This window comes from Goekera deserti, assembly GCF_010685995.1.
Lineage (GTDB): Bacteria > Actinomycetota > Actinomycetes > Mycobacteriales > Geodermatophilaceae > Goekera > Goekera deserti.
This window is the reverse complement of the sequence record NZ_JAAGWK010000011.1, coordinates 170595-194429: the sequence shown is the minus strand read 5'-3', so window position 1 is coordinate 194429 and position 23835 is coordinate 170595. Positions and strand designations below refer to the sequence as shown.

Below are 23835 nucleotides of genomic sequence, written 5' to 3'. Positions count from 1 at the left end.
CTCCCGCTCATCCGAAGCTGTAGATGTCCCCACTGACGCCCCTCGGTCTGATCGGGGCGACCTGGTCGACCGCCGACGCCCAGAACGGCGGCACGTCCGCCGCCCGGAGGATGAGATTGCCGATGACAAGGGCGTCGAGACCGCATCGGACGAAGCTCGCCAAGGCATCGCCCGGCGTGCAGACGATGGGTTCCCCGCGCAGGTTGAAGGAGGTGTTCAGCAGGATCGGGAACCCGGTGCGAGCGGCGAAGGCAGTGAGAAGGGCGTGGAAGCGGGGATCGACGGCGGCGTCCACCGTCTGCAGGCGGGCCGACCCGTCGACGTGTGCGATGGCGGGCAGATCCGCGGGGCGACGGACCTGGGCGGTGTCGAGCATGAAGGGTGACGAGCCGTGGAAGTCGAAGAACTCAGCGGTGCGCTCGGCGGCGACCGAGGGTGCGAAGGGACGGAACGCCTCACGCTTCTTGACGAGGTCGTTGATCCGGTCTCGCATGCCGGGGTCCCGGGGGTCCGCGAGTATGGACCGGGCGCCGAGGGCGCGCGGCCCGAACTCCATACGTCCCTGGTACCACCCCACGACGGCGCCCGCCGCCAGCATGTCCGCGGTCTGGGAGATGGGCCCGTGCTGGTCATCGCAGTGATCCGAGAAAGGCACGCCGGCAGCCTGTAGGGCGTGTGCCAGCTCCGTGGTGTCGTAGGAGGGCCCGAGCCGGGCGTCGACCAAGCGCTCGGCGCGGAAGCCGCCGGTGAGCCGATGGTGGGCCAGGGCGGCGGCGCCGATGCTGCCGCCCGCGTCCCCGGCCGCAGGCTGGACGAACATCTCCGCGAACGGGCCGTCCTGCCGGATGCGCGCGTTGGCGACGCAGTTGAGGGCCACACCCCCCGCGTAGCAGAGGCGTGGGTTGCCGGTGACCCGGAACAGGTGTCGCGCCTTCTCGAGCAGCACGTCCTCCAGGACGACCTGCAGGCTGCGTGCCACATCCGTGTGCGCGCCCTCTGTCGGCGCATCCGGAGGCCGTGGGGGGATGCCCAGCACGTCGCTGAGAGCGTCGGTGTACATGCGGCTCGGGTCGGTGAAGTCGAAGTACCGGGCGTCGAGCTCGAATTGGCCCTCCGGCAACTGGTGGATCAGCTCGCTCAGTGCGGCGACGAAGGTCGGTCGCCCGTAGGGCGCCAGACCCATGACCTTGTTCTCGTCGCTGTTCACCTCGAACCCCAGGTAGGCGGTGAGGGTGCTGTACAGCAGGCCGAGGGAGTGCGGAAAGCGCACCTCCTCGAACGTGCTGATGCCCTCAGGTCCCGCGGACCCGTAGCTGGTGGTCGCCCACTCGCCGACGGCATCAGCTGTGAGGACGGCCGCGTCCGGGAAGCCGGAGCAGTAGAACGCGCTGGCGGCGTGGGCTTCGTGGTGGCGCACGGTGGTCACCGGTCCCGCGTAGCCGAGACGGTCCCGGATTTCCCGCAAGGGCCGTCCGGCGTCCGGTGGCATCGCAGACGGCGTTCCCGCGGAGAGAATGCGATCGCATCGCGCCACGGGATCTTCGTAGTAGGCGACGTGCTCGACGTCTCCTATGCCGGCACCGATCTCGTGGAGGCAGGCGCGGAGCGCTCGTGCCGGGATGGTGGCGTCGTATCGCCGGCGGGTGAACCGCTCCTCCTGCGCTGCCGCGACCAAGCGGCCGTCCAGGAAGATCGCGCACGCGGCGTCGTGGTAGTGCGCGGAGATCCCGACGACGATCATGGCGCTGCCGGCTCGGCGGGGGCTGCGGTCCAAGCGGCTTCTACCGTCACGCGGGTCGTGCCCGTGTCCCGGACCCGGGTGACCAATGTGTCCGCCGTCGCCGCCACATGGTCCGGTAGGGCGATCTTCGTGCGGCGCATCCACTCCCCGTCCGAGCCCCGGTAGCTCAGGTAGAGGAATCGATCACCCGATTTGCCGTGCACGTACGGACCGCCCGGGACACCGGCGCCGTCGGAGCCCGTGCGCACCGTGATCAAGCAGCGGAACTCCTCTCCGTCGTCCAAGGGGATCCCGGTCGCGAGACCGCCGGACTTGTCCTGCAATCCGTACTCGAGACCGCACGGCCGGACCCCGCCGACGGAGACGACGAGCGAGACTTGACGCGTGCTCATCGAGCGCTCCTACGGGCCGTCGGGGACTGGTCGTGACCGCTCAGGACGGGCGGCCGGACAACCAGCTGAGCGGCTTCGTCCGTCAGCCCCCGTACAGCCACGAGGTGGTCGATGACCAGTGCGGGTGCCCCCTCCGGGTCCAGGCCGACGGCGGTCAGGGCGTCGTCGATCAGCGTCGCCCGGCGTTGGTACCAGTCGGGCAGCGATCGCGACAGCGGTGTCAGCACGACACGCTCGGCGAGCAGGTACAGCTGGCGGACCGACGGATCGTGGAAGTAGCCGCTGAACTCCTCCAACGGGTCCGCATACGAGAGCGCCCCGATGTACACCAGCTCGTCGGAGTACTGGTCCTGCACGTCCTCTGCCCGGGCGTTGCCCAGGGCGGACAGGTGACGCACCTGGTGCACCTGGCGACCAGCCGCTCGGGCGAGGAGTTGGTAGAGAACGGTCGCCTCGTAGAACGGCAGGCCGGCGGGGACGGGCGGATGAGCATCGGTGGTCGGGACGACACCCGCCAGCAATCGGCGCGCGCGCCGGGACGGAACTCGGCTGTAGCAGCGGCGCCCTTCCACCTGCCGGTTGAAACGCTGCCAGCTGTGGATTCCCGCGGTGGCCGATGGATCCAACGCGGCCACCTCACGCAGGCCGCCCGCCGACAGGTACAGGAGATAGGGAGCCGCCACCGGAAAGCCCCAGCCCGATTCGAAGGACCAGGTACACCCCAGCGACGCGTCGGGGGGCAGCATCGCAAGATCGTGGAGTACGGCTGGGTCCAGGACGAGGCACCCGAGCTCGACCCAGCCGAAGTCGGATTCCTCGGCGGCGGACAGCAACTCGAGCGCGCCGGCGTCGTCCAGCCGGTCGGCCACCGCATGGAGCGGGCGGCGGAGCTCCGTGGTGATCCAGCGTTGCTCGTCAGCCGTGAGGTCCGATCCGATGACCACCACGTCGAGGTCTGCGGGAAGTCTGCCGACCGTGGCCGCCAGCCAGTGCAGCAGGCCACCGTGCACGTGCACGTAGAACGTGGGGGGGCGTGAGCCTCGGCCGGTGAGGAACTCCCTCAGCCGGCGGACCTCACCGGACTGCGCGCGGTCACTCTGCCTCCGCCGGAAGGCGCGCCGCGTCCTGTCGACGCGGTCGTCCAGCGCCCCCCGCAGAGAACCCAGGCCCGTGGTCGGGCAGAAGGTGAGAACGTTCCCGTAGAGGTCCCGGACGCCGAAGCAACCGCGACCCGCGGCCTCGGGTGGCACGTCGACAAGGTGGGCGCCCAGGTCGTCCAGGTGACGTCGGAGGACTGCGGGGCGATCGACGAACAGCGGTGCTGCCGGCTGTTGCTTTCCGGCTTCAGGTCCGGCGGCCAGGCTCAATCGGACCGTCACCCCGTGGCCGGTCAGCCAGGCCTCCCGCTCGTCCTGGCTGCGGACGAGAAAGCCGAAGAACCGCTGGTAGTACGCCACAGCCTTGCCGAGGTCAGGCACGTCGACGGAGAGGGCACCGGTGGGCCGCCGTGCCCGCGCATGCAGAGCCTGGCCCGCCACGCGGCGGACGCTAACACTGACCGTCGGCGGGACGACATGCTTGTGCGCCGCTACGTCGCGTGGTCCAGTGAGCCTCATGACCCGCATCGGCGTCGTCGGTCTGGGCAAGTTGGGCCTCCCCGTCGCGATCTGCCTGGCTCTTCGTGGTCACCAGGTCATCGGCTACGACAAGGACCCGTCCCGGATGAGCGTGGCGGCGCTGTCGCCGCTCGAGCGGGCCCCGGGCGGGCCGGGTCGGCTGGCGGACCTGGTCGAACCGTCGCTGCCGTTGACCTTCTCGTCGCTCGAGGATCTCGTCCGGGGCAGCGACTGCGTCCTGGTCGCCGTCGAGACACCGCACTCCGCCGCGCACGAGGGCATCACGCCCCTTCCGGACGCGCGGGCCGACTTCGACTACCGGCCGCTCCTGAAGGCTGTCGGCGACCTGGTCGCGGTAGCGGACCGCCCCATGGAGATCGGCATCATCTCGACCGTGCTCCCGGGCACCGTCCGGCGACTCGTCCTGCCGCTCCTGGGCGACCACCGGTTGGTGTACTGCCCCCAGTTCGTGGCCATGGGCCAGGTGGCGTCGGATCTGTTCGGCCCGGAGTTCGTCCTGATCGGTCGTGACCAGACCGGCCCGTCGGTGGTTTCCGAGGTCCTCGCAGGACTCTCCGACGCTCCCGTGTTCGACGTGGGGATTGAGACCGCCGAGCTGACGAAGGTCGTCTACAACACGTTCGTCAGTGCCAAGGTCACGATCTCCAACGTCGTCCAGCAGATGGCTCACGAGACCGGAGCGGATGCCGGAGACGTCTTCCGGATCGTGCGTGCCGCAGACCGGCGGCTCATGGGTCCGGCCTACATCGGCCCCGGAATGGCCGACGGTGGTCCGTGCCATCCCAGGGACAACATCGCGCTGTCATGGCTGATGCGAACGACGGGAGCGGGAGCTGACCTGTTCGGAGACCTGATGCGGAGCCGTCAGGCCTACGTGGAGTGGCTCGGCGCTCGCTTCGTGGAACTGGCCGGGTCGTTGCCCCTCGTGCTGTTGGGTACCGCGTACAAGCCGGGAACGGATCTGCGCACGGGGAGTTCCGCGCAGCTCCTGGCCACGCTGCTGCAACTGCAAGGGGCGCAGGTAACGGTCGTCCACACGTCAGCGGACCTCGCAACCACGCTGGCGGCCGAGGAGCCGGCCGCCTTCTTCGTCGGCTGCCCGGAGCCGGAGTTCGTGCGACGGAACTGGCCGGAGGGCTCCGTCGTCATCGATCCGTGGCACGTCGTCGAGCCCGCCGAGGGGGTCACCGTCCACCGCCTCGGGGCGAATGGGAAGAGCACTCAAGGCGACGCGTCCGACCCCTGTTGATATCAGGCTGACCTGTTTACGATCCCCGCATGCCCACGGCCCCGATCGACCAGCGAGGGCCGGGCCACGAGACCGCGTTGACACATCTGATCGACGACATGGCCGTCACCGGCCGATTCTTCAGCGTGCTCGCCGACCCCACGCGGCTGGCGATCCTCCGGCTGCTCCTTCAGCGCGAGCACAGCGTCGGGGAACTCGTCGAGAGCCTCGGGGTCTCGCAGAGCCGGGTGTCCAACCACCTGGCCTGCCTTCGGTGGTGCGAGTTCGTCACGGTCGAGCGCCAGGCGCGCCGGGCCATCTATCGCATCGCGGACACGCGACTGGCCGACGTCCTGAACGCGGCCGACCGCCTTTCCGGCGACATGTGCGATCACCTGTCCAGCTGTACGCGAATCGGGCCGGCGTGGATCTGAACCGCTGACCTGCGCGGCCTGAGCACGTCGACGAGAGGACGCACGGGTGGACGACCACACGGTCCAGGGCTTTCGCACTTCCCCGGTCCAGCGCTTCCTGGCTGCACCGACCAGCGATGACGGAGGCGCCTGTCCACCGTGCCCGTGGGTGCAGGCGACCGTCGAGGTCGACGCGGAGGTCGACCAGCGCCGGCTCGACCGCGCGCTGCGGTCGGTCTGGGAACGGCACGAGGCGCTACGCACCCGCGTGGTGACGAGGCCGGGTCTGCCCGAAGCCGTCCAGGTGGTCGACGACATCCGGACGTTCACCGTGGAGGAGTCGGCGGGCGATCCCGATGACCGCTCCGGATCCGTCGCGCGCCTGAGGGAGGACGAGCGACGGCTGGTGGAGCCGGCGCTCCGCAGCGTCCGGGTGCTCCGGGTCGGTTTTGGCGCAGAGGGCGCTGCCCTCCTGGTCACGGGATCGGCGGCGACCGTCGACGAGCGGTCCCTCGGGATCGTCCTCGACGAGGTCTTCGCGGCCTACCGCGGCGAGAGCTGGCCGGACGAGCCCGTCCAGTACCCGGACGCCTCGATCTGGCAGCACGAGGTCCTGACCGACGCCGACCGCTCGGACGCCCGGGAGCGCTGGGCGGATGCTCTGCGGCTCGAGGCGGCATCACCGCTCCCCTCGATCCTTCTGTCCGGTCGTGCGCCGGGGGAGTGGCGCCGGATCGAGCGCCCGTACGACCAGGGCACGCAGGGCTTCCTCGACCGGTTCGCCGAGAAGTCCGGTAGCGATAGGGCCGAGGTCGCCGCGGGCGCGTGGCTGGCGCTCCAGCTCCTCCTCCTTGGTGAGCGCGACATGGTCGCCGGCGTCACCGTCGCCGGCCGCGGTCCGGCCGAACTGGCCGATGCTGTCGGCCCGTTCGAGCGCGAGGTCCCGCTGCAGCTCCACGTGCCGGAGGGCACGACGTTCCGGCAGTTCCTCGACCTCGTGCGGTCCGCGTGGCAGCGGGCGGCAGACGACGTGGACGACCTCGATCCGGCTCGGCGGAGCGGACCTGTGGCGGCCTCGGTCTCCGCCTCGATTGGGGAAGCGGTCCCGCACGGGGCGCACGCCGGCGTGCGGTCGATTCGTCTGGACGGACGCGGCGGTGCGCCCCTGCACATGCGGTTGGGAGCTTCGACGGCCGTGCTCGACCACGACGCCGGCCGACTTCCCGAGTCCTCGGCGCAGGTTCTCCTCAACCGCACCCTGCACCTGCTCGCCACCGTGGCCGCCGACCCGGACATCGATCTAGACGAGCTGTCTCTGCTGCTGCCTGGGGAACCGTGTGCAGCGCCTGCCGCGGTCGGTCCACCGGCCGGGGTCCCCGAGGAGCCGACCCTCTCGGCGGTCGTGGCCGCCCGGGCGGCGGCCGCTCCGGACGCGCCGGCCGTCGACGACGGCCGCACGTCGCTGACCTATACCGAGCTGGTCCGTAGGTCGGACGAGGTCGCTGGACTGCTCCGGGAGGCGGGGGTGACCGCCGGCTCCCACGTCGTCCTGTCGATGCCCAGGTGCTCGGAACTGCTCGTCGGACTGCTCGGCATCATGCGCGCGGGTGCTGTCTACGTACCGGTCGACGCTGATGCCCCGGCCAGCCGTCTGCAGACCATCCTTGCCGACGTGGGAGCCCGCGTCCTGGTCCGGGGACCCGAGACCATCGTCGAGGTCGAGGCCGATAGCGACGGGGCTGCCCCGGCTCCCGGCGTCCGGATCATTCGCATCGACGCCATGTCGGGAACCGACGGCGGGGCGACTCCGCTGCCGGACGCCGTGCCCCAGGACTGCGACGCGGGCGCGTACGTCCTCTACACCTCGGGGTCGACGGGCGTGCCCAACGGTGTGCCGGTCACCCACCGAGCTCTGCTGAACTACCTGGGCTGGGCAGCCGAGGCCTATCGGCTCCACGAGGGCCGCGGAGCCATCGTCCACTCGCCCATCGGGTTCGACCTCTCCCTGACGACGATGCTCGCCCCCTTGATGGTGGGGCAGCGCGTCCGATTGGCGCGGGGCAGCGGCATCCAGGGACTGCTGGACGCCATCCGCGTCGAGGACGACATCTCGTTGGTCAAGGTCACGCCGGCCCAGATTCCCGCGCTCCTCGAAGGCCTCGGCGACGGAGAGTTCGGCCGCCGGGTCCGCACGCTCGTGTGCGGGGGAGAGGGACTGTTCTGGGACGCGGTGACGCCGGTCCTCGAGGCCGGGGTGCGCGTGGTCAACGAGTACGGCCCTACCGAGACCGTCGTCGGCTGCACGGCCTACGCAGCGACGTCGCCGGCGGGCACGGGCCCCGTGCCGATCGGCCAGCCGATCGCGGGCACGGCCGTGCACCTTCTGGACCGCCGGGGCCACGCCGTACCGCAGGGCGGCGTGGGGGAACTGGTGGTCGCGGGCGTCGCGGTGGGCACCGGCTACCTCGGTCGTCCCGAGGAGACGAGCCGGCGCTTCGTCGCCGATCCCGGGGGCGGAGAGAGCAGGGCCTACCGGACGGGCGACCGCGTCCGGTGGCTCGCGAACGGCGACCTGGTCTACCTCGGACGGATGGACGAGCAGCTCAAGGTGCTCGGCATCCGGGTGGAGCCCGGCGAGGTCGAGGCAGTGTTGCGCCGCCACCCTGCCGTTGCGGAAGCGGCCGTCGTGGGGTTGATACCGCCGGCCGGCGGGCCGCCGACCCGCCTGGGGGCGCAGGTCGTACTCACGGCGGGGGCATCAGTGACCGGAGCCGCTCTCGTGGCTCATTGCCGTGCCCTGCTCCCTGCCGGCCTGGTTCCCGCCGTCGTAGCGCCCGTGCCGCGGCTGCCGTTGACCACCAACGCCAAGCTCGACCGGGCGGCGGTTCGGGAGGCGCTCCAGCGGTCGGTCCCGGAGGTCGAGCACGTCGAGCCCCGCGACCGTACGGAGACGATCCTGTGCACGGCCGTGGCGCAGGTCCTCAGGCGGAACCGGGTGGGCATCGACGACAACTACTTCGCCATCGGCGGCGACTCCATCCGCAGCGTGATGGTCGCGAGTCGGGCCGCGGCCGAGGGTGTGCCGGTCGCCGTCGTGGATCTGCACCGCTGGCCGACGATCCGAGCGTTGGCCGCCGAACTGAGCACCCGGCCCGCTGCCGAAGCGGCGCCGGCGACGGCACCCTTCGGACTGATCGACGATGCCGACCGCCGCCTCATGCCCGAAGACGTCGAGGACGCCTTCCCCTTGAACCTGCTCCAGCAGGGGATGATCTTCCACCGGAACTTCGCAGCGAAGTCCGCCGTCTACCACGCCATTGCGTCGGTGCGCATCCACGCCCCGCTGGATCTCCAGGTCATGCGCGAGGTGATCCGCCAACTGGTCGCACGCCATCCGATGCTGCGGACCTCGTTCGACCAGCGGACGTTCAGCCGTCCCCTGCAGCTGGTGCACGGCACCTTCCGCGATCCCCTGGGGTTCGCGGACCTGTCGTCGGTGGACCCCGGGGACCACCAGCGGCGGATCGACGAGTGGGTCCGCGCGGAGAAGGAACGGGGCTTCGACCTCGACGCGCATCCCCTCATCCGGTTCATGATCCACCGCTTGGACGACCAGACGTTCCAGTTCACCTACGGGTTCCACCACGAGATCGTCGATGGCTGGAGCGAGGCCCTGATGGTGACCGAGCTGTTCACCCACTACTTCTCGGAGGTGTTCGGGGAGAAGTGGGTGCCGACGCCTCCGGCGTCCTCGATGCGCGACGCGGTCGCGCTGGAGCTCGAGGCACTCCGACGGCCGGAGGACCTCGCGTTCTGGACGGAGTACCTCGACGGTGCCTCGCTCATGAGACTGCCGCGGCTGGACGTGCCGCTCGGGGCGGACACCGGGGCTCGCGACATCGTCCGGATACCGGTCGAGGTGGGGCGACAGTTGTCCGACGGCCTCAAGGCGCTGGCCACGTCGCGGTCGATGCCGTTGAAGAACGTCCTCCTCGCCGCCCACATGGCCGTGATGAACCACTACCACGGCCAGCCGGACACGTTGAGCTACACCGTCACCAACGGGCGGCCCGAGGAGGTCGACGGAAGTTCCGCGATCGGCCTGTTCGTCAACAGCCTGGCGCTCCGACTACGGATGCACGGGGGAAGCTGGACCGATCTCGTCGCCGACACGCTCGATGCCGAACGCCGGACGATGCCCTACCGACGTCTGCCGATGGCCGAGCTGAAGCGGCACCAGGGGAGTGAGCCGCTGGCGGAGACGCTGTTCTTCTTCACCGACTACCACGTGTTCCACGCGCTCGACCGGTGGCGGGACCGGGGCGTCCGGCACGAGGCGAGCGAGCTCTACGGCGAATCGACGTTCCCGTTCTGTGCGATCTTCCGGACCAACCGGGAGAGCGGCGAGCTGGAGATCCGCGTGGAATACGACGGTCTGCAGTTCACCGCGGACCTGATGGACCGCGTCGCCGCCTGCTACCGCCGCGTCCTGGATCGGATGGTGCAGGACCCCGACGCCGCCTATGACGCCGATTCGCTGCTGAGTGCGGAGGAGCGACGGCTCGTCATCGACCGGGTCAACGGTCCCGGTGACGCGCTCGACGACGGCTCCTGCATGCATCAGGTGATCCGGCGGCAGGCGGAGCGGACGCCGGACCGGATCGCCGTCGTCGGAGAGTCCGGCCAGCTCACCTATGCCGGCCTGGTGCGAGCAGCTGACGGCGTGGCCGCATCGCTCCGGGCAGCGGGCGTCGGCCCGGAGGACGTGGTCGGCCTGCTCGCGGAGCCCGGCGTCGACGCCGTCGTCGCGATCCTGGGGATCCTGGGCAGCGGAGCCGGCTATCTGCCTCTGGATCCCGCACAGCCGGCCGCTCGTCTGGCCGCGCTGGTCGAGGCGGCAGGGGCGTCGCTGGTGCTGGCTCCGGCCGAGGGTGACCTGTCCGATCTGCCCGTCCGCCGGCTCACGCGCTCGCAGTACCTCTCCGCGGCCACGGGTGGGGACCGGGCACCCGACGTTGCGCTCAGCCCCGAGTCCGCGGCCTACCTGATCTTCACGTCCGGTTCGACAGGGGCGCCGAAGGGGGTGGTGGTCTCCCACCGGGCGCTGGTCAGCTCCACCGCGGCGCGCACCACCACGTACCCGTCCGATCCCGAGCACTTCCTGCTGCTCTCGTCACTGGCCGTCGACAGTTCCGTGGCCGGCCTCTTCTGGACGCTGGCTCGAGGCGGCACGCTGCACAGTCCACCCGCCGGGAGCCGGCGCGAGCCGGCAGTCCTCGCCGGCCTGATCGCCCGACACGGAATCACCCACACGCTCGCTGTGCCGGCGCTGCTGTCGGCGCTCCTCGCTCGGAGGGAGCAGACGTGGGCCCGTTCGCTGCAGCACGTGATCGCGGCGGGCGACGTAGCCCCACGACAGCTCCAGGAGGAGCTCCGGCGCATCGCACCGCAGTCTGTGCTGCACAACGAGTACGGGCCCACCGAAACGTGCGTGTGGAGCACGCACTTCTCCGGTGACGCGGACGGCTTCCGAGCCGCCCTGCCGATCGGATCGCCCGTTCCTGGCGCACGCGTCTACCCACTGGACGGTCGTCTCCACCCCGTGCCACTCGGCGTCACCGCCGAACTCCACATCGGCGGTGCTCATGTCGCCCGTGGTTACCACCGGGACCCCGGCCGCACCGCCGCGGCGTTCCTGCCGGATCCGCACGCCGGACAACCGGGTCGCCGGATGTACCGCACTGGCGACCTGGTCCGCGCCACGAGGGAAGGGCCGCTGGAGTTCCTGGGCCGCTCCGACAACCAGGTCAAGATCCGCGGTTATCGGGTCGAGCTCTCCGAGGTCGAGACGGTGCTCGAACAGCGGGCCGATGTCCAGCGGGCCGTCGTCGTCGCCCGGCCGGACGCCGGTGGGGACGCCCGGCTCCACGCCTATGTCGTGACCGTCCAGGGAGCGGACGTGGACGCCGCCTCGGTGCTGCGTCACGTGCGCGACCGGCTACCCGCGTCGATGGTGCCCTCGGACGTCACGGTGGTGGATGCGCTGCCTCTGACGCCGACCGGCAAGCTCGACAGGTCGGCGCTCCCGGCGCCCTCGGCCGCGACGGGGGCGGGTGCCGCGTGGGTCGCTCCGGCGACGCCCACCGAGGAGCTCGTGGCAGCCATCTGGTCCCGGGTGCTCGGAGTCGAACGGGTCGGCGGGAACGATGACTTCTTCGGACTCGGCGGCGAGTCCCTGCGCGCCATGCACGTCATCAACCGGGTGAACGCCGCCTTCCTGCTCGAGCTGCCCGTCCGCAGCCTGTTCGACGCTCCCACGCTCGCTGCCTTCGCCGGCACGGTCGACCGGACCCTCCGGGAATCCGGCGATCCCGGCCGGCCCCACAGGGTCGACGACCTCCCGGTGGGCGTGGTCGCCGGATGAGCAGCGGGCGGATCCATGGGTGGTGACCGGTTCGCGACCCTCGTCGAACTGATCGAGCACCGTGCCACCCACGACGCGGAGCGATCCGCCTATCGGTTCCTCCCGGACGGACTCACGGAGACAGGGCACCTGACGTTCGAGGACGTCCATCGCCGAGCCACTGCGATCGCGGCTGCGCTCCAAGGAGCCGGAGCCGTCGGGCAGCGCGTACTGGTCACCTATCCCGGACAGCAGCTCCAGGAGTACGTGACCAGCCTTCTCGGGTGCGTGATGGCCGGGGCCACGGCGGTCCCGTGCGACAGCCCTAGGTCTCGAGGGGGTCCCGAAAGGTTCGCGGGGATCGCCGCCGACTGCCGCCCCGCACTCGTCCTGGGCCCGTCCGCGGACATCGGTCTTCTGGGGCCGCTGGTGGCCGACGTGCGCCATCTTGACGTGGCCGACGTGCCGCCCGCCCTCGCCGGTGAGTGGCGACGCCCGGACGTGGCGCCGTCCTCTTTGGCACTGCTCCAGTACACGTCCGGCTCGACCCGGTCCCCGCGGGGTGTACGGGTGACGCATGCCAACGTGCTGGCCAACGAACGGGCGATCGCCGAGACGTGCGAGCACGACCGGGATTCGCATTTCGTCGGATGGCTGCCGCTCTTCCACGACATGGGGATGATCGCCAACGTCCTGCAGCCGCTGTACCTCGGTGCGACGTCGGTCCTCATGCCCCCGGCGGCCTTCCTCGCCGAGCCGCTGCGCTGGCTGGCCGCCATCCAGCGTCACGGTGGAGTCGCCGGTGGGGGGCCGAACTTCGCCTTCGAACTGTGCGTGAGCCGTATCCCGCAGGAGCAGCGCGCCGATCTGGACCTGTCGACCTGGCGGACGGCGTTCAACGGGGCGGAGGTCGTTCGGGAGGCGACCCTGGATCGGTTCGTCCGCGCGTTCGGGCCGGCTGGTTTCGCTCCCGAGTCCTTCTTCTCCTGCTACGGACTGGCCGAGGCGACCCTCATCGTGGCTGGAGCGCCGCGCCGCCGTCCTCCAGTGGTGCTCGCCGCGGACGCCGAAGCCACCCGGGGGGGACGGCTCGTTCCGGCCGCCGAGGGCCTGAGCGGCATCTCCGTCCGCCCTGTCGTCAGCTCGGGTCGCGTCGTCGCGGAGACCACTGTCGCCATCGTCGACCCGGGAGACCACAGCCGGCTTTCGGAGGGCGCGATCGGTGAAGTGTGGGTGCGCGGTCCTGGCGTGGCCGACGGCTACTGGAAGCTCGACGCCCCGCGGGACGACTTCGACGGCTTCGTGGCCGGCGATGAGGTCCCGTACCTGCGTACGGGGGACCTCGGTGCCCTGGTCGAGGGTGAGCTCTACATCGTCGGCCGCACCAAGGACCTGATCATCGTTCGGGGTGCCAACCACCATCCCGCCGACATCGAGTGGACGATCGAGGACAGCACCGACGCCGTCCGCCCCTCGTGCATCGCCGTGTTCGCCGACTCCGACGGGGCAGCGGGGGAGGAACGGATCGTGGCGGTGTGCGAGCCGGCCTCCGACGACAGCGTCGACCGGTTGCCGGAGATCTCGGCGGTCATCCGCTCGGCCGTCGCACGGCGCCATGGGCTGCACCTCCACGACGTGGTCCTGGCGGCGCGGGGCACGGTGACGAAGACGACCAGCGGCAAGGTGCGGCGGGCGGCGTGCCGCTCGGCCTACGGTGCTGGCAGTCTGCGGGTGCTCGCGCGTAGCGCGAGCGAGACCGCCGGTGCAGGGATCACACTGCCGAGCCTCCCCGGGGTGGAGGACCTACGTGAAGCCCCGGCTGCGTCGGCCACGCTCGCGCTCGCGGACGCCCTCGTCAGGGTCTCGGGGCGGGAGTGGTCCCCGGGGGCGGCCCTGGGCTTGCGTCCGTCGGCACTCGGGATGGATTCAGTACGAGCGGTCGAGCTGCAGCACCACGTGGAGTCGACGTACGGCATCCGCCTGCCGCCGTTCACGCTGGTGGGCGGAGGAACCCTCGGCTCGATCTGCGAGGCGATCATCACGGAGGTGCGCAAGGGTGCCCTTCCAGTCGCACCATCCGTCGAGGCCGGCTCGAGCGGACCCGCGTCGCTGATCCAGCAGGGGATGCTGCTCGAACAGGAGCTGGCCCCACCCGGACCGGCCTACGTGCTGACCCGTGCCCTACGTCTTCGGGGGACCGTGCAGGTCGCCGCCCTGGCGCGGGCCGTCGCACGTGTCCAGGCGCGTCACCCGGCCCTGCGCACCCGCTTGTCCCGGGCTGACGGCGCCGTCGTCCAGATCGAGCAGCCCTCGGTGCCCGACATGCTGGTGGTCGAGCCCCTCACCGGTGATGTGCAGGCCGCGATCGACTCGGAGGCCTCGCGCGGCATGACGACCGACGGGGAGAGCCTTGTCCGCTTCCTCCTCCTGCGGCGCTCCGGCAACGACTCGGTCCTGGTGCTGCGCGCTCACCATGCCGTCCTCGACTTCTGGTCCGCGACCCTCCTGGTGCGCGAGCTGCTGGCCTTCTACGACGAGGAGGCAGGTGGCGCCGCGGCCGTCCTCCCCGTGCCCGGCCCGGGTCCCGTCGTCCAGGCGCAATTGGAATCGGCTCTGCTGACGTCGCCACGAGGGAACGAGCTCCGCACCTACTGGTCGGCCCGGTTGGCGGACGCGCCGGCCTCGTCGGCGCTTCCTCATCCACGGCCACGTGGGCAGGTCCGTCTGTTCCACGGTGGCCGGGCCGAGATCCGGATCGACGAGCGGACGACCGCGCGCGTGAAAGAACTGGCGTCAGGTGCCGGCTGCACCCCCTTCACGGTCCTACTGACCGCGCTCCAGGTGCTCGTTGCGCGATTGTCCGGCCGGCGGGACGTCGTCGTCGGCACCTTCGCGATGCGGCGTGACAGTGCCGGTCTGGCGAACTCCATGGGGTGCCTCACCAACCTCGTCCCCGTGCGGGTGACGGTCGATCCGACGGAGAGCGTCGCGGCCCTCCTGGGGCGTGCCGGAGCTGGTCTCGCCGCCGATCTCGCTCACTCGGCTCTGCCGTTCGCCGAGACCGTCCGGATCTGCGCGCCAGACCGCGACCCCGGCCGGCTGCCGCTCGTGCAGACGGCGATCGTGCTCCAGAGGGAGCCCGGCCGGCCCGACGAGGGGCTCCGGGCGCTGGCGCTGGGCACCGATGGGCAGATCGCCGAGGTCCCAGCGGGCGTGCGGGTCGAGGTCCTGCCGGTCGTCCAACGGTGGACACACCTGGACCTCACGCTCAACGTCGCCGAGATGGCCGGCGGACTGTCGGTCGTGGCTGAGTACGACGAGTCGCTGCACGATCAGGAGAGCGCCGCGGTCCTCCTGGAGCAGTGGGCAACGCTGGTGCAGCACATGGCCGACGACCCGGACGCGCCGGTCGGCCGGCTCCCGCAGCTGTCCGCGCGGATGCTTGCCGATGCGGTGGCGGCCGGCAGCGGCTGCGACGTGCCGGCCGACCCCACGCCCGTGCACGTGCTGGTGGATCGCCGGATCGCGGTGGCGCCGGACCGAGTGGCCGTCAGCATGGACCGCGGCGACCTGCCCGAGCACCTCAGTGCGGCGGCCGCCCACCGGTGGGCTCGCGAGCTCGCCATGCGGCTCCGCGCGGCGGGCGCCGGGCCGGGCACCCGTGTCGGCATCCTGCTCGACCGTTGTCTCGCACTCCCGGTGGTCCTGCTCGCCGTGCATCGGGTCGGTGCCGCCTACGTGCCCCTGGACGCGAGCGACCCGGCCGAACGGATCGCCTGGACCGCGGACGACGGCGGAGTCACGGTGATCGTCTGCGATGCGGCGCACGTTGGGCTCGCACCGGCGGGCTTGCCCCTCGTCGACGTCGACCCAAAGACGACCCGGGAGGGCTCGGCAGAGCCGGCCGCACCCACTCACCCGGAGCTCCCCGCCTACGTGCTCTACACGAGCGGGTCGACCGGACGGCAGAAGGGCGTGGTGGTGCCGCACCGCGCCGTGGTCAACCGACTCCGTTGGATGCAGCGTGCGCTGCCGCTCGGTACGGACGACCGGGTACTCCAGAAGACGCCGATCAGCTTCGACGTCTCGGTCTGGGAGCTGTTCTGGCCGCTCATCGTTGGCGCCACGCTGGTGATGGCTCCTCCCGGCATCCAGCGCCATCCCGACCGGCTGGCACGGCTGCTGCGCAGGGAGCAGATCACCGTGATGCACGCGGTGCCGACCGCCCTGACGCATCTGCTCCCGCATCTCGATCAGACCGAGGGGGAGGCGCCCCTCGCGCTCCGGCGGTTGGTGAGCAGCGGCGAATCGCTGACCGGTGCTCTCCGAGACCGGACCCACCGGACGATCTCTGCCGAGTTGCACAACATGTACGGCCCTACCGAAGCCGCCGTGGACGTGACCTGGTGGCCGTGCCGCCGCACGGACACCGGGGCCGTGCCGATCGGTCGGCCCATCGACGGCACCGAGGTGTACGTGGTCGACAGGGACACGCAGCCGCGCCCGGTCGGGACCATCGGCGAGGTGGCGATCGCGGGGCTGGCGCTGGCCCACGGGTACAGGGACCGGCCGGCGGCAACGGCCGCGTCCTGGCGTCCGCATGCCTTCGGCTCGCGGGGCGCCCGCATCTACCTCACTGGTGACCGCGGGACGCGAGGCCGGGACGGCGCGATCCGGTTCCTCGGGCGCGCGGATGCCCAGGTGTCGGTGGGTGGCCGTCGGGTCGAGCTGGGTGAGGTGGAGGAGGCGCTGCGCCGTGCGCCGGGCGTCCGGGATGCCGTCGTGGCGACCGAGGACGCGGGCCACGGCGTGCGGCTGGTGGGATTCGTCGTACCCGAACAGGACGATCCGGGGGAGTCCGGCCGGATCCGGGCATGGCTGCGACAGCACCTGCCTGCTGCCCTCGTTCCCTCGACGCTGCGCCTGCTGCCGCAGTTGCCGGCGACCGCGAACGGCAAGCTCGACAGGGCGGCACTCGCCGAGCGTGCCCGGGAGCCGTCCGCCGATCCCGCGCCCACCCCCTCCACGGACCCCCTCGTCCGGAGGGTGGCGTCCGTCTGGTGCTCGGTCCTCGGGGTGGCCGCCGTCGATGTGGACGACGACTTCTACTCGCTCGGTGGTGACTCCATCACGGCGCTCCGGGTACTTGCGTCGCTGCAGGCCGACGGCCTGCACGTGACGGTCGCCCAGCTGCTGGCCAACCCGTCCGTCGGTGCGCTGGCGCGCGCTGTGTCACCGACCCGGGAAGCCTTGCCGGCGAGCCCACCTCCGGCCGCCTTCGGGCTCTGCCCGGATGACGTGCGTGCACTGCTGCCGGCAGACGCGGTCGATGCCTACCCGGCGTCCTCGGCGCAGCTGGCGGTGCTGTTCCACCAGATGCAGGGGCAGCGCCACGAGGTGTACGTGACGAGCCTGCACGTGCGAGGCGCCCTCGATCCCGACCGGATGAGGGATGCGGCCCGGATCGTTTCGGAGCGTCATCCGTACCTCCGTTCCTCCCTCGACCTGACGGCGCACCGTGAGCCGCTGCAGGTGGTGCACCGCAGCCTCGAGCTACCGGTGCAGTTCGTCGATCTGTCTCCACTCCCGGTCGCGCGGGCTGATGCCCTCCTCTCGGAGTGGCAGCGCTCCGAGAGGACCCGGCCCTTCGACGTGGAGAAGGGACCGCTGGCTCGGGTCACGGTGCATGTCCGCCACGACCGGACCTGGCAGCTGACGTTGAGCAGCTTCGCGTTGGACGGCTGGGCCACGGCCACGGTCCTGACGGAGTTGTTGTCGGCCCACGCCTCCGGCAAACAGCTGGCACCCCCGCCGCAGTCCGACTACCGGCACTTCGTCGCCCTCGAGGAGGCTGCGGTGTCGGACCCCGCGCACCGCGACTTCTGGGCACGGGAACTCGATGACGTCCCGGCGGTCCGGCTCCCACCTCCGTCGAGCGGAGGCACGGCCGGGCCCACCACTCGCCGCGTCGAGATCCCGATGTCTCAGGACACCGCACGCGCGATGGGGAACCTCGCGCGGCGGCTCCATGTCTCGGAGCGCACCCTGCTGCTGTCCGCACACCTTCGCGTGGTGCAGGCACTCACCGGCGCCCCGGAGGCGCTGACCGGGGTCGAGTGGAGCGGCCGGCCGGAGGAGCCGGACGGTGACCGGGTCGTCGGCGTCTTCAACAACATTCTGCCCCTGCGGGTGCCGTTGACCGGTTCGTGGACCGATCTGGTCCAGGCCACCGCGGAGGCGGAGCGCCGGGCCGCACCGTTCCGGCGGTACCCCCTGGCCCGACTGGAGCGGGACCTCGGCCGGCCCGGTCTCCTGCAGACCATGTACGTCCATACCCACTTCCACCTCTACCGGGATCTCGAGCACCAGGCGGCCGCGCAGATCCTGGACAGCTGGGCACCGGACCGGACATACATCCCCCTGACGGCGCACACCAACGTCGACGCGCATAACGGTCAGATCCGGCTGCTGCTCGACTACGACCCAGCGGAGGTCGACGACCACACCATCAGGCTCGCTGCCGAGCTGTACCCGCGCGTCTGGCAGGCGATGATCAGTGATCCGGACGCACCCTGCACCGCGGTCCCTGTGGTGGACGGCGCCCGCCTGCGAGCACAGCTGGCGGCCTCCGACGGCGGGGACGCTTCCGCCGGCCCAGCCTCGGCCTTCGACCTCATCCTGCAGCAGGCCCGCCGGACACCCGATCGGATCGCTGTCCGATCGGGCGCTGTGCAGTACTCCTACCGTGAGCTCGTCGAACGGGCCGTTGCCCTGGCGGCGGTCCTTGTCGGGGTGGGCGTGCAGCCGGACGCGGTCGTCGCTGTTCCCGCCCGCCGGACCCCCGATCTGCTGATCTCCCTCCTGGGGGTCTGGGAGGCCGGCGCCGCCTATCTGCCGATCGACCCGACGGAGCCGGCGTTGCGGGTCCGCAGCATGTGCGCCACCGCGCAGGTGACCCACGCCGTGGCACTCGGAAATGACCCGCTGGCCGCGGTCGTCGCGGCTGCGGTCCCGCCGCGCGGACAGGCAGTTCCCGCGGCGAAGCAGTCCGCCCGAGACGGCCGGCTGCTCGCCTACGTCCTGCCGACCTCGGGATCGACCGGCGCACCGAAGCTGGTCGGGGTTCCTCAGGACGCCCTCGTCAACTACCTGCTGTGGTCTGCAGCCTCCTACGGCGGCGCGGGGCGCACCCCCGTGCACTCACCTGTCGAGTTCGACCTGACGGTCACGTCGCTGCTCACCCCTCTGGTGGCCGGGGGAACGGTGGAGCTCCTGCCGGAGAACGCGGGACCGGAGGCGATCGGGCAGGTCGCCCCCCACGTGGACGGGATTATCAAGATCACTCCGGCGCACCTGGCCGTGGTGGCCGATCAGCTACGGACAGCGGGCGAGCGTGCGCCGGCTGCATGTGTCGTGGTGGGCGGCGAGGCACTCGCGCACCAGCACGTGACGGCCTGGCGGAAGGTCGGTGGCAGCGGACCGATCATCAACGAGTACGGACCGACCGAGGCGACAGTCGGTTGCATCACCTGGCGCATCGAACCGGGACAGGATGGTTCGGAGCAGCATGGTTCCGACATCCCGATCGGGCGGCCCATCGCCGGAACGCGGGCCCGCGTGCTCCTCGCTAGCGAGGTGCTCCCCGACACGGTGACCGGCGAACTCGCCGTCGGCGGGCGGGGCCTGGCGCGGGGCTACGTCGGGTCACCTGGACGCACGGCGGTCCGCTTCGTGCCGGACCCTCTCGGCCGCGGTGAGCGGCTCTACCTCACCGGAGACTGGGCCAGACGGGACCGCGACGGGCTGCTCCATGTCCAGGGACGGCGGGACCGCCAGGTCAAGGTGCGCGGACGCCGCGTGGAACCGGCGGCCACGGAGGCCGTCCTGCGGTCACATCCCCAGGTGCGGGAAGCCGCTGTCACGACCGTCCACGGAAGCGGAGGACGCCGCCAGCTGGTCGGCTACTGGGTGTCCGACCACGCCGACGTCCCCGGCGAAGCCGCCCTCCGCACCTGGTTGCGCCGCCAGCTGGCCCCGCACCAGATCCCTGATGTCCTGATGTGGCTGCCTCTTCTTCCGCTGACGACCCGAGGCAAGACCGATGTGTCCGCTCTGCCGGACCCTCGCGAGGGGGCGGGGCCGGCCATCGCCGCCTTGGTGTCGCGGATGTCGGATGAGGACGTCGCGGCACTCCTGGGCCAGGGTGCGGCGGGTCCGGGATGAATACCCCCGATGCAGCCGACCGAACGGCGGCGCGTGAGGCCCTGGTCCGCCAGCTCCTCGCTCGCGCCGGTGCGAACGCCGGCATCGACGAGGCTGCTCCCCGGCCCACCCAGCCCGGGGAACTGCAATTGATCGCCATCTGGGAGGAAGTCCTCGAGCGCACTGCGATCGGCGCCGACGACGACTACTTCGCTCTGGGCGGCGACTCCATCTCAGCCGTCGCGGTGGTGTCGCGCGCCCAAGCCGCCGGCATCGCACTGACCACCCAAGACCTCTTCGAACTGCGCACGGTCGGGGCCATCACGGCGGCCTTGGCAGACCTCTCGCCCGTCGCCCCGCCCGGAGCCTCCCGATCAGGTGCGAAATCCAGGCCCGACCGGATCCGGCTGACGCCGCTGCAGGACGGGATGCTCTACCAGAGCCTGGCCGATCCGAGCGGGACCACGCAGCTCGTGCAGGTCGGGGCACAGCTGACCGGGGACATCGACGTGGATCAGTTCTCCGCCGCTTGCCAGACAGTGGCACGGCGGTATGGCGCACTCCGGGCGTCGGTGCGCTGGGACGCGACCGGTAGCTGGATGGTCGCCGCCGACGACGTCGTCCTGCCCGTCCAGGTGGTCGACCTGCGCGACGTCCCGGTGATGGCCCAGCCGGCCGCCGTTCAGCGTGAGATCGACCGGGATCTCGCCCGGGGGATGGACCTCCGTTCGCCTCCGCTCGTCCGCATCACGCTGCTCCGGCTCGCCGATGATGTCCTCCGCTTCCTCCTCACCCATCACCACCTCGTCCTGGACGGTTGGTCCCAGCAGATCGTCCTCAGAGACATGCTCGATCTCTACGACGGAGTGGATCCGGCGGCCCTCCCCGCCCCGCACGACGGGACCGCGGACCACCGCACGTGGCTGTCCGGCCTGGACGCCGGGGGCGGGACGTCCCGCTGGCGAGAGCTGATGGCGGGATTCCGCCCGGCCCCTCTCGCCCCACGCCCATCCGACGCGGTCAGCGGGCCCCGTGCCGTCACCGTTCCCGGTCCCATCCCTGACCTGTCCGCCGCCGCCCGTCGATGGGAGGTCACCCCGGCCACGCTGGTCTACGCCGCCTGGTCGGTCCTGATCGCCGAGATCACGCGCTCGGACGACGTGGCCATCGGTGTCACACTCTCGGGTCGGCCCGCACTGCTTCCCCGCGCCGGGTCTGCCGTCGGCATGTTCATTGCCACCCTGCCGCTGCGGGTGCGACCGGATCCGGGCGAGATGCTCGCGTCGTGGCTCCACCGGGTCCAACGCGGACGGGTGGAACTGGAGGGGCTGCAGCACTGTGCGCTCACCGACATCGCTCGAGCGACCTCCACGGTGCCGGCAGCCGGCCATGAGCGGCTGTTCGACACCATCGTGGTCGTCGAGAACTTCCCGGAGTGGGTAGTGGAGGGAACCCACAGCCGACGACTGGCCGTGAGTTCGGTGACGGGGTCCGTCTGGGAGGGATACCCGCTGGTCCTCGAGACGAGGATCGGACCGCAGGGCTCGATCCTGCTGCGCGCCGACGCGTCGGTTCTCCCGGAGGCGCGGGTACGGACCCTGAGTTCGACTGTCCACGCTCTGCTGGAGGCGATGGGTACGGCCGACTCCGTGGCGGACCTGCGCTCGATCGCCCGCCGTCACCTCGAATCGGCCGGGGACCCGGGCCGTGCCCCGCGGGAGGCCCGTCGCCAGGTCGTCGCCGGACCATCGGCCGACGAAGCGGGATCGGCATGACCGTGCCAACTCCTCGCGAGCGGCCCCTCCGGCAGTTCGGGCGGCTCCTCTCCGGCCATCTCGCCAAGAACCGGACCGTGCCCCTGCAGGACCTCGCGACCTCCATCCTCAGGGACCCGTCGGGTGGCCGAGGTTGGATCATCCCGGCGATCAACGCGTCCATCCGGGCGCGGGTGGCGTTGACCTCGGCCCGCGACAGGTCCGTGGCCATCCTCGGCAACCAACCGCCGGTCCGCGACGACGACGTGCCGCACGCCCGGCTCTCCGTGCTCTGTCCCTCCCGCCAGCGCCCGGGCGGCCTCCGCCGGTTGCTGCGGAGCATGGCCGGCACGGCCACCCATCCCGAGCGGATCGAGGTCCTGTGCTACGTCGACTCGGACGATCCGGCGGTGGCGCGCTACCGGAAGATGCTGGACGGCCGATTGGTCACGGGCCTGGACCGGGTGGTGCTCCAGGTCGGAGAACCCATCGGCCTGCCGGCGGCGTGGAACGCGCTGGCCGCCGCCGCCACCGGCGACCTCCTCGCGATGGCCAACGACGACCAGGTGTACGTCCAGAGGGGTTGGGATCTGGCTCTCGACCGCCGGGTTCAGGAGCTCTCGGCGAGTCACGCCGACGGCGTCTTCTGCATGTACTTCGATGCCGACCAGTACCCCGAGGGGAGCGCCGACTTCCCCATCGTCACCAGGGCATGGTTCGAGGGCCTCGGCTACTTCTCGCCGGAGATGTTTCAGCAGTGGCAGGCAGAACGCTGGATCTTCGACATCGCCCGCCGACTCGACCGGCTGTACCCGATCGCAGGGGTGCGCGTCGACCACCTGCACTTCCAGGACTACACCGCGCCGTTCGACGCGACCTACCAGCGGCACCGCATCACCCGTGAGAAGTCGTTGGCCGACCACGCGCTCTACATCCGGGCCGATGTCGACCGTGAACGAGCCGCGCAGGTCCTGCGCGGGCTGATCGATCGGACGGCGTCGCCGGCGACGGTGACCGGACCCAAGGAGGACACGATGGCAATGTCGGTCGAGGACACCGGAGTCGAACCCGGCGACGGACCCCTCACGGGCACTCGCGGCTACATCCTGCAGACCGCCCGCAGGCACTACGCGAACCTGATCGATGCCTGGCACTACGGAGGTCGCCCGGCGGACGCCTGGGCGTGCGCCGAGCTCGCGGTCGCCCAGGGCGTCTGGGAACACCCCCTGCAGCGGGCACGGGAATACATCCCCGGCTTGGAGGCCCGCCCGCTGCACGATGCCGGGACGTTCTGGTTCACCGCGCTGCTCGAGCAGCGTTACCCGGAGATCCGCGCGGAGATCGAGTCGGTACTCAACCGACCGGACGACCCCGTACAGCGGACCACCGATGACAACGCTCTCATCCTGGCCGGCGATTGGAAGCAGGCGCACCTGTTCCGGGACGGCGCTTGGCAGGAGGATGTCGCCCGGCATTTCCCCGTCACGAGGGCGATCCTGGACGGCATCCCTGAAGTGACGACATTCAGTCCCGGAGTCATCACCGTCTCCCGGGTGGTGCCCGGCACCCACATCATGGCGCACTGCGGGCCCACCAACGCCACCCTGCGCATCCATCTGCCGCTCATCGTGCCGCCGGGCGTCTGGATCCGGGTGGCCGACGAGAAGCTGACCTGGGAAGAAGGGCGATGCCTGGTGTTCGACGACTCGTTCGAGCACGAGGTCGGGCACGAGGGCGACACCGACCGGATCGTCCTCATCCTCGACACGCTGCATCCGGACCTGGCCGGTCAGCACTCCCAGCGGCTGCTGCAGCGGCGCTTGACCACCGAGGAGCAGATGGTGGCTTTCCTCAGGGACGGCGGATTCGCCGAGGTGCGGCGAGAAGGAGACGACCTGGTGTTCGAGCCGGAGCCCGCACTGCGCGATCTGATCCTGCGGTACATGGAGAACACCGGCGTCACCGGTGCTGAGTTGCGGGGCGACGCCGTTCGCTGGCACCGCCCGGCCGGCGCGGAGCTGGGGTGACGAGGCCGCCCCACCCACCGGGGACGTCGTACACACGG

9 protein-coding genes are annotated in these 23835 nt (G+C 71.0%); 6 read left to right on the top strand and 3 right to left on the bottom strand.

Going from position 1 to position 23835, the window contains the following annotated elements; translation table 11 throughout:
* Positions 1-7 precede the first annotated feature (7 nt).
* From G1H19_RS10135 to G1H19_RS10125, 3 genes are read right to left on the bottom strand one after another with little or no spacing between them, the layout of a single operon-like run.
* Positions 8-1741, bottom strand: coding sequence for a carbamoyltransferase family protein (locus G1H19_RS10135; protein ID WP_152727607.1), 1734 nt, complete (start codon positions 1739-1741; stop codon positions 8-10).
* The gene (locus G1H19_RS10130; RefSeq protein ID WP_152727608.1) at positions 1738-2133 is read right to left on the bottom strand and encodes a DUF5990 family protein; all 396 of its coding nucleotides are present in this window, start codon (positions 2131-2133) and stop codon (positions 1738-1740) included. Before G1H19_RS10130 ends, G1H19_RS10135 begins: the two co-directional genes overlap by 4 nt.
* Positions 2130-3671 carry a VOC family protein gene (locus G1H19_RS10125; RefSeq protein WP_152727609.1) on the bottom strand — a complete coding sequence of 514 codons (1542 nt, stop codon included), beginning with the start codon at positions 3669-3671 and terminating at the stop codon, positions 2130-2132. The genes G1H19_RS10130 and G1H19_RS10125 overlap by 4 nt, the downstream gene beginning before the upstream one ends.
* 76 nt (positions 3672-3747) lie before the next feature.
* On the opposite strand from G1H19_RS10125, the gene G1H19_RS10120 reads away from it, so the two are divergent.
* The 6 genes from G1H19_RS10120 (at position 3748) to G1H19_RS10095 (ending at position 23797) form a co-directional block, all read left to right on the top strand.
* On the top strand, positions 3748-5019 hold the full coding sequence (locus tag G1H19_RS10120) for a Rossmann-fold NAD(P)-binding domain-containing protein (protein WP_152727610.1): 1272 nt from the start codon (positions 3748-3750) through the stop codon (positions 5017-5019).
* Positions 5020-5048: 29 nt separating this feature from the next.
* Positions 5049-5432, top strand: coding sequence for an ArsR/SmtB family transcription factor (locus G1H19_RS10115; RefSeq protein ID WP_152727611.1), 384 nt, complete (start codon positions 5049-5051; stop codon positions 5430-5432).
* Between the two features lie 46 nt (positions 5433-5478).
* Positions 5479-11835 (top strand): non-ribosomal peptide synthetase, encoded by a 6357-nt coding sequence (locus G1H19_RS10110; protein WP_152727612.1) that lies wholly within the window; start codon positions 5479-5481, stop codon positions 11833-11835.
* Positions 11836-11850: 15 nt separating this feature from the next.
* Complete coding sequence (locus G1H19_RS10105; protein ID WP_152727613.1) at positions 11851-20037, top strand: non-ribosomal peptide synthetase; 8187 nt, start codon at positions 11851-11853, stop codon at positions 20035-20037.
* A complete protein-coding gene (locus G1H19_RS10100) occupies positions 20034-21791 on the top strand; it encodes a condensation domain-containing protein (protein ID WP_152727614.1) in 1758 nt (585 codons plus the stop codon). The genes G1H19_RS10105 and G1H19_RS10100 overlap by 4 nt, the downstream gene beginning before the upstream one ends.
* 77 nt (positions 21792-21868) lie before the next feature.
* Positions 21869-23797, top strand: coding sequence for an aspartyl/asparaginyl beta-hydroxylase domain-containing protein (locus G1H19_RS10095; protein WP_162392260.1), 1929 nt, complete (start codon positions 21869-21871; stop codon positions 23795-23797).
* Positions 23798-23835: the final 38 nt, after the last annotated feature.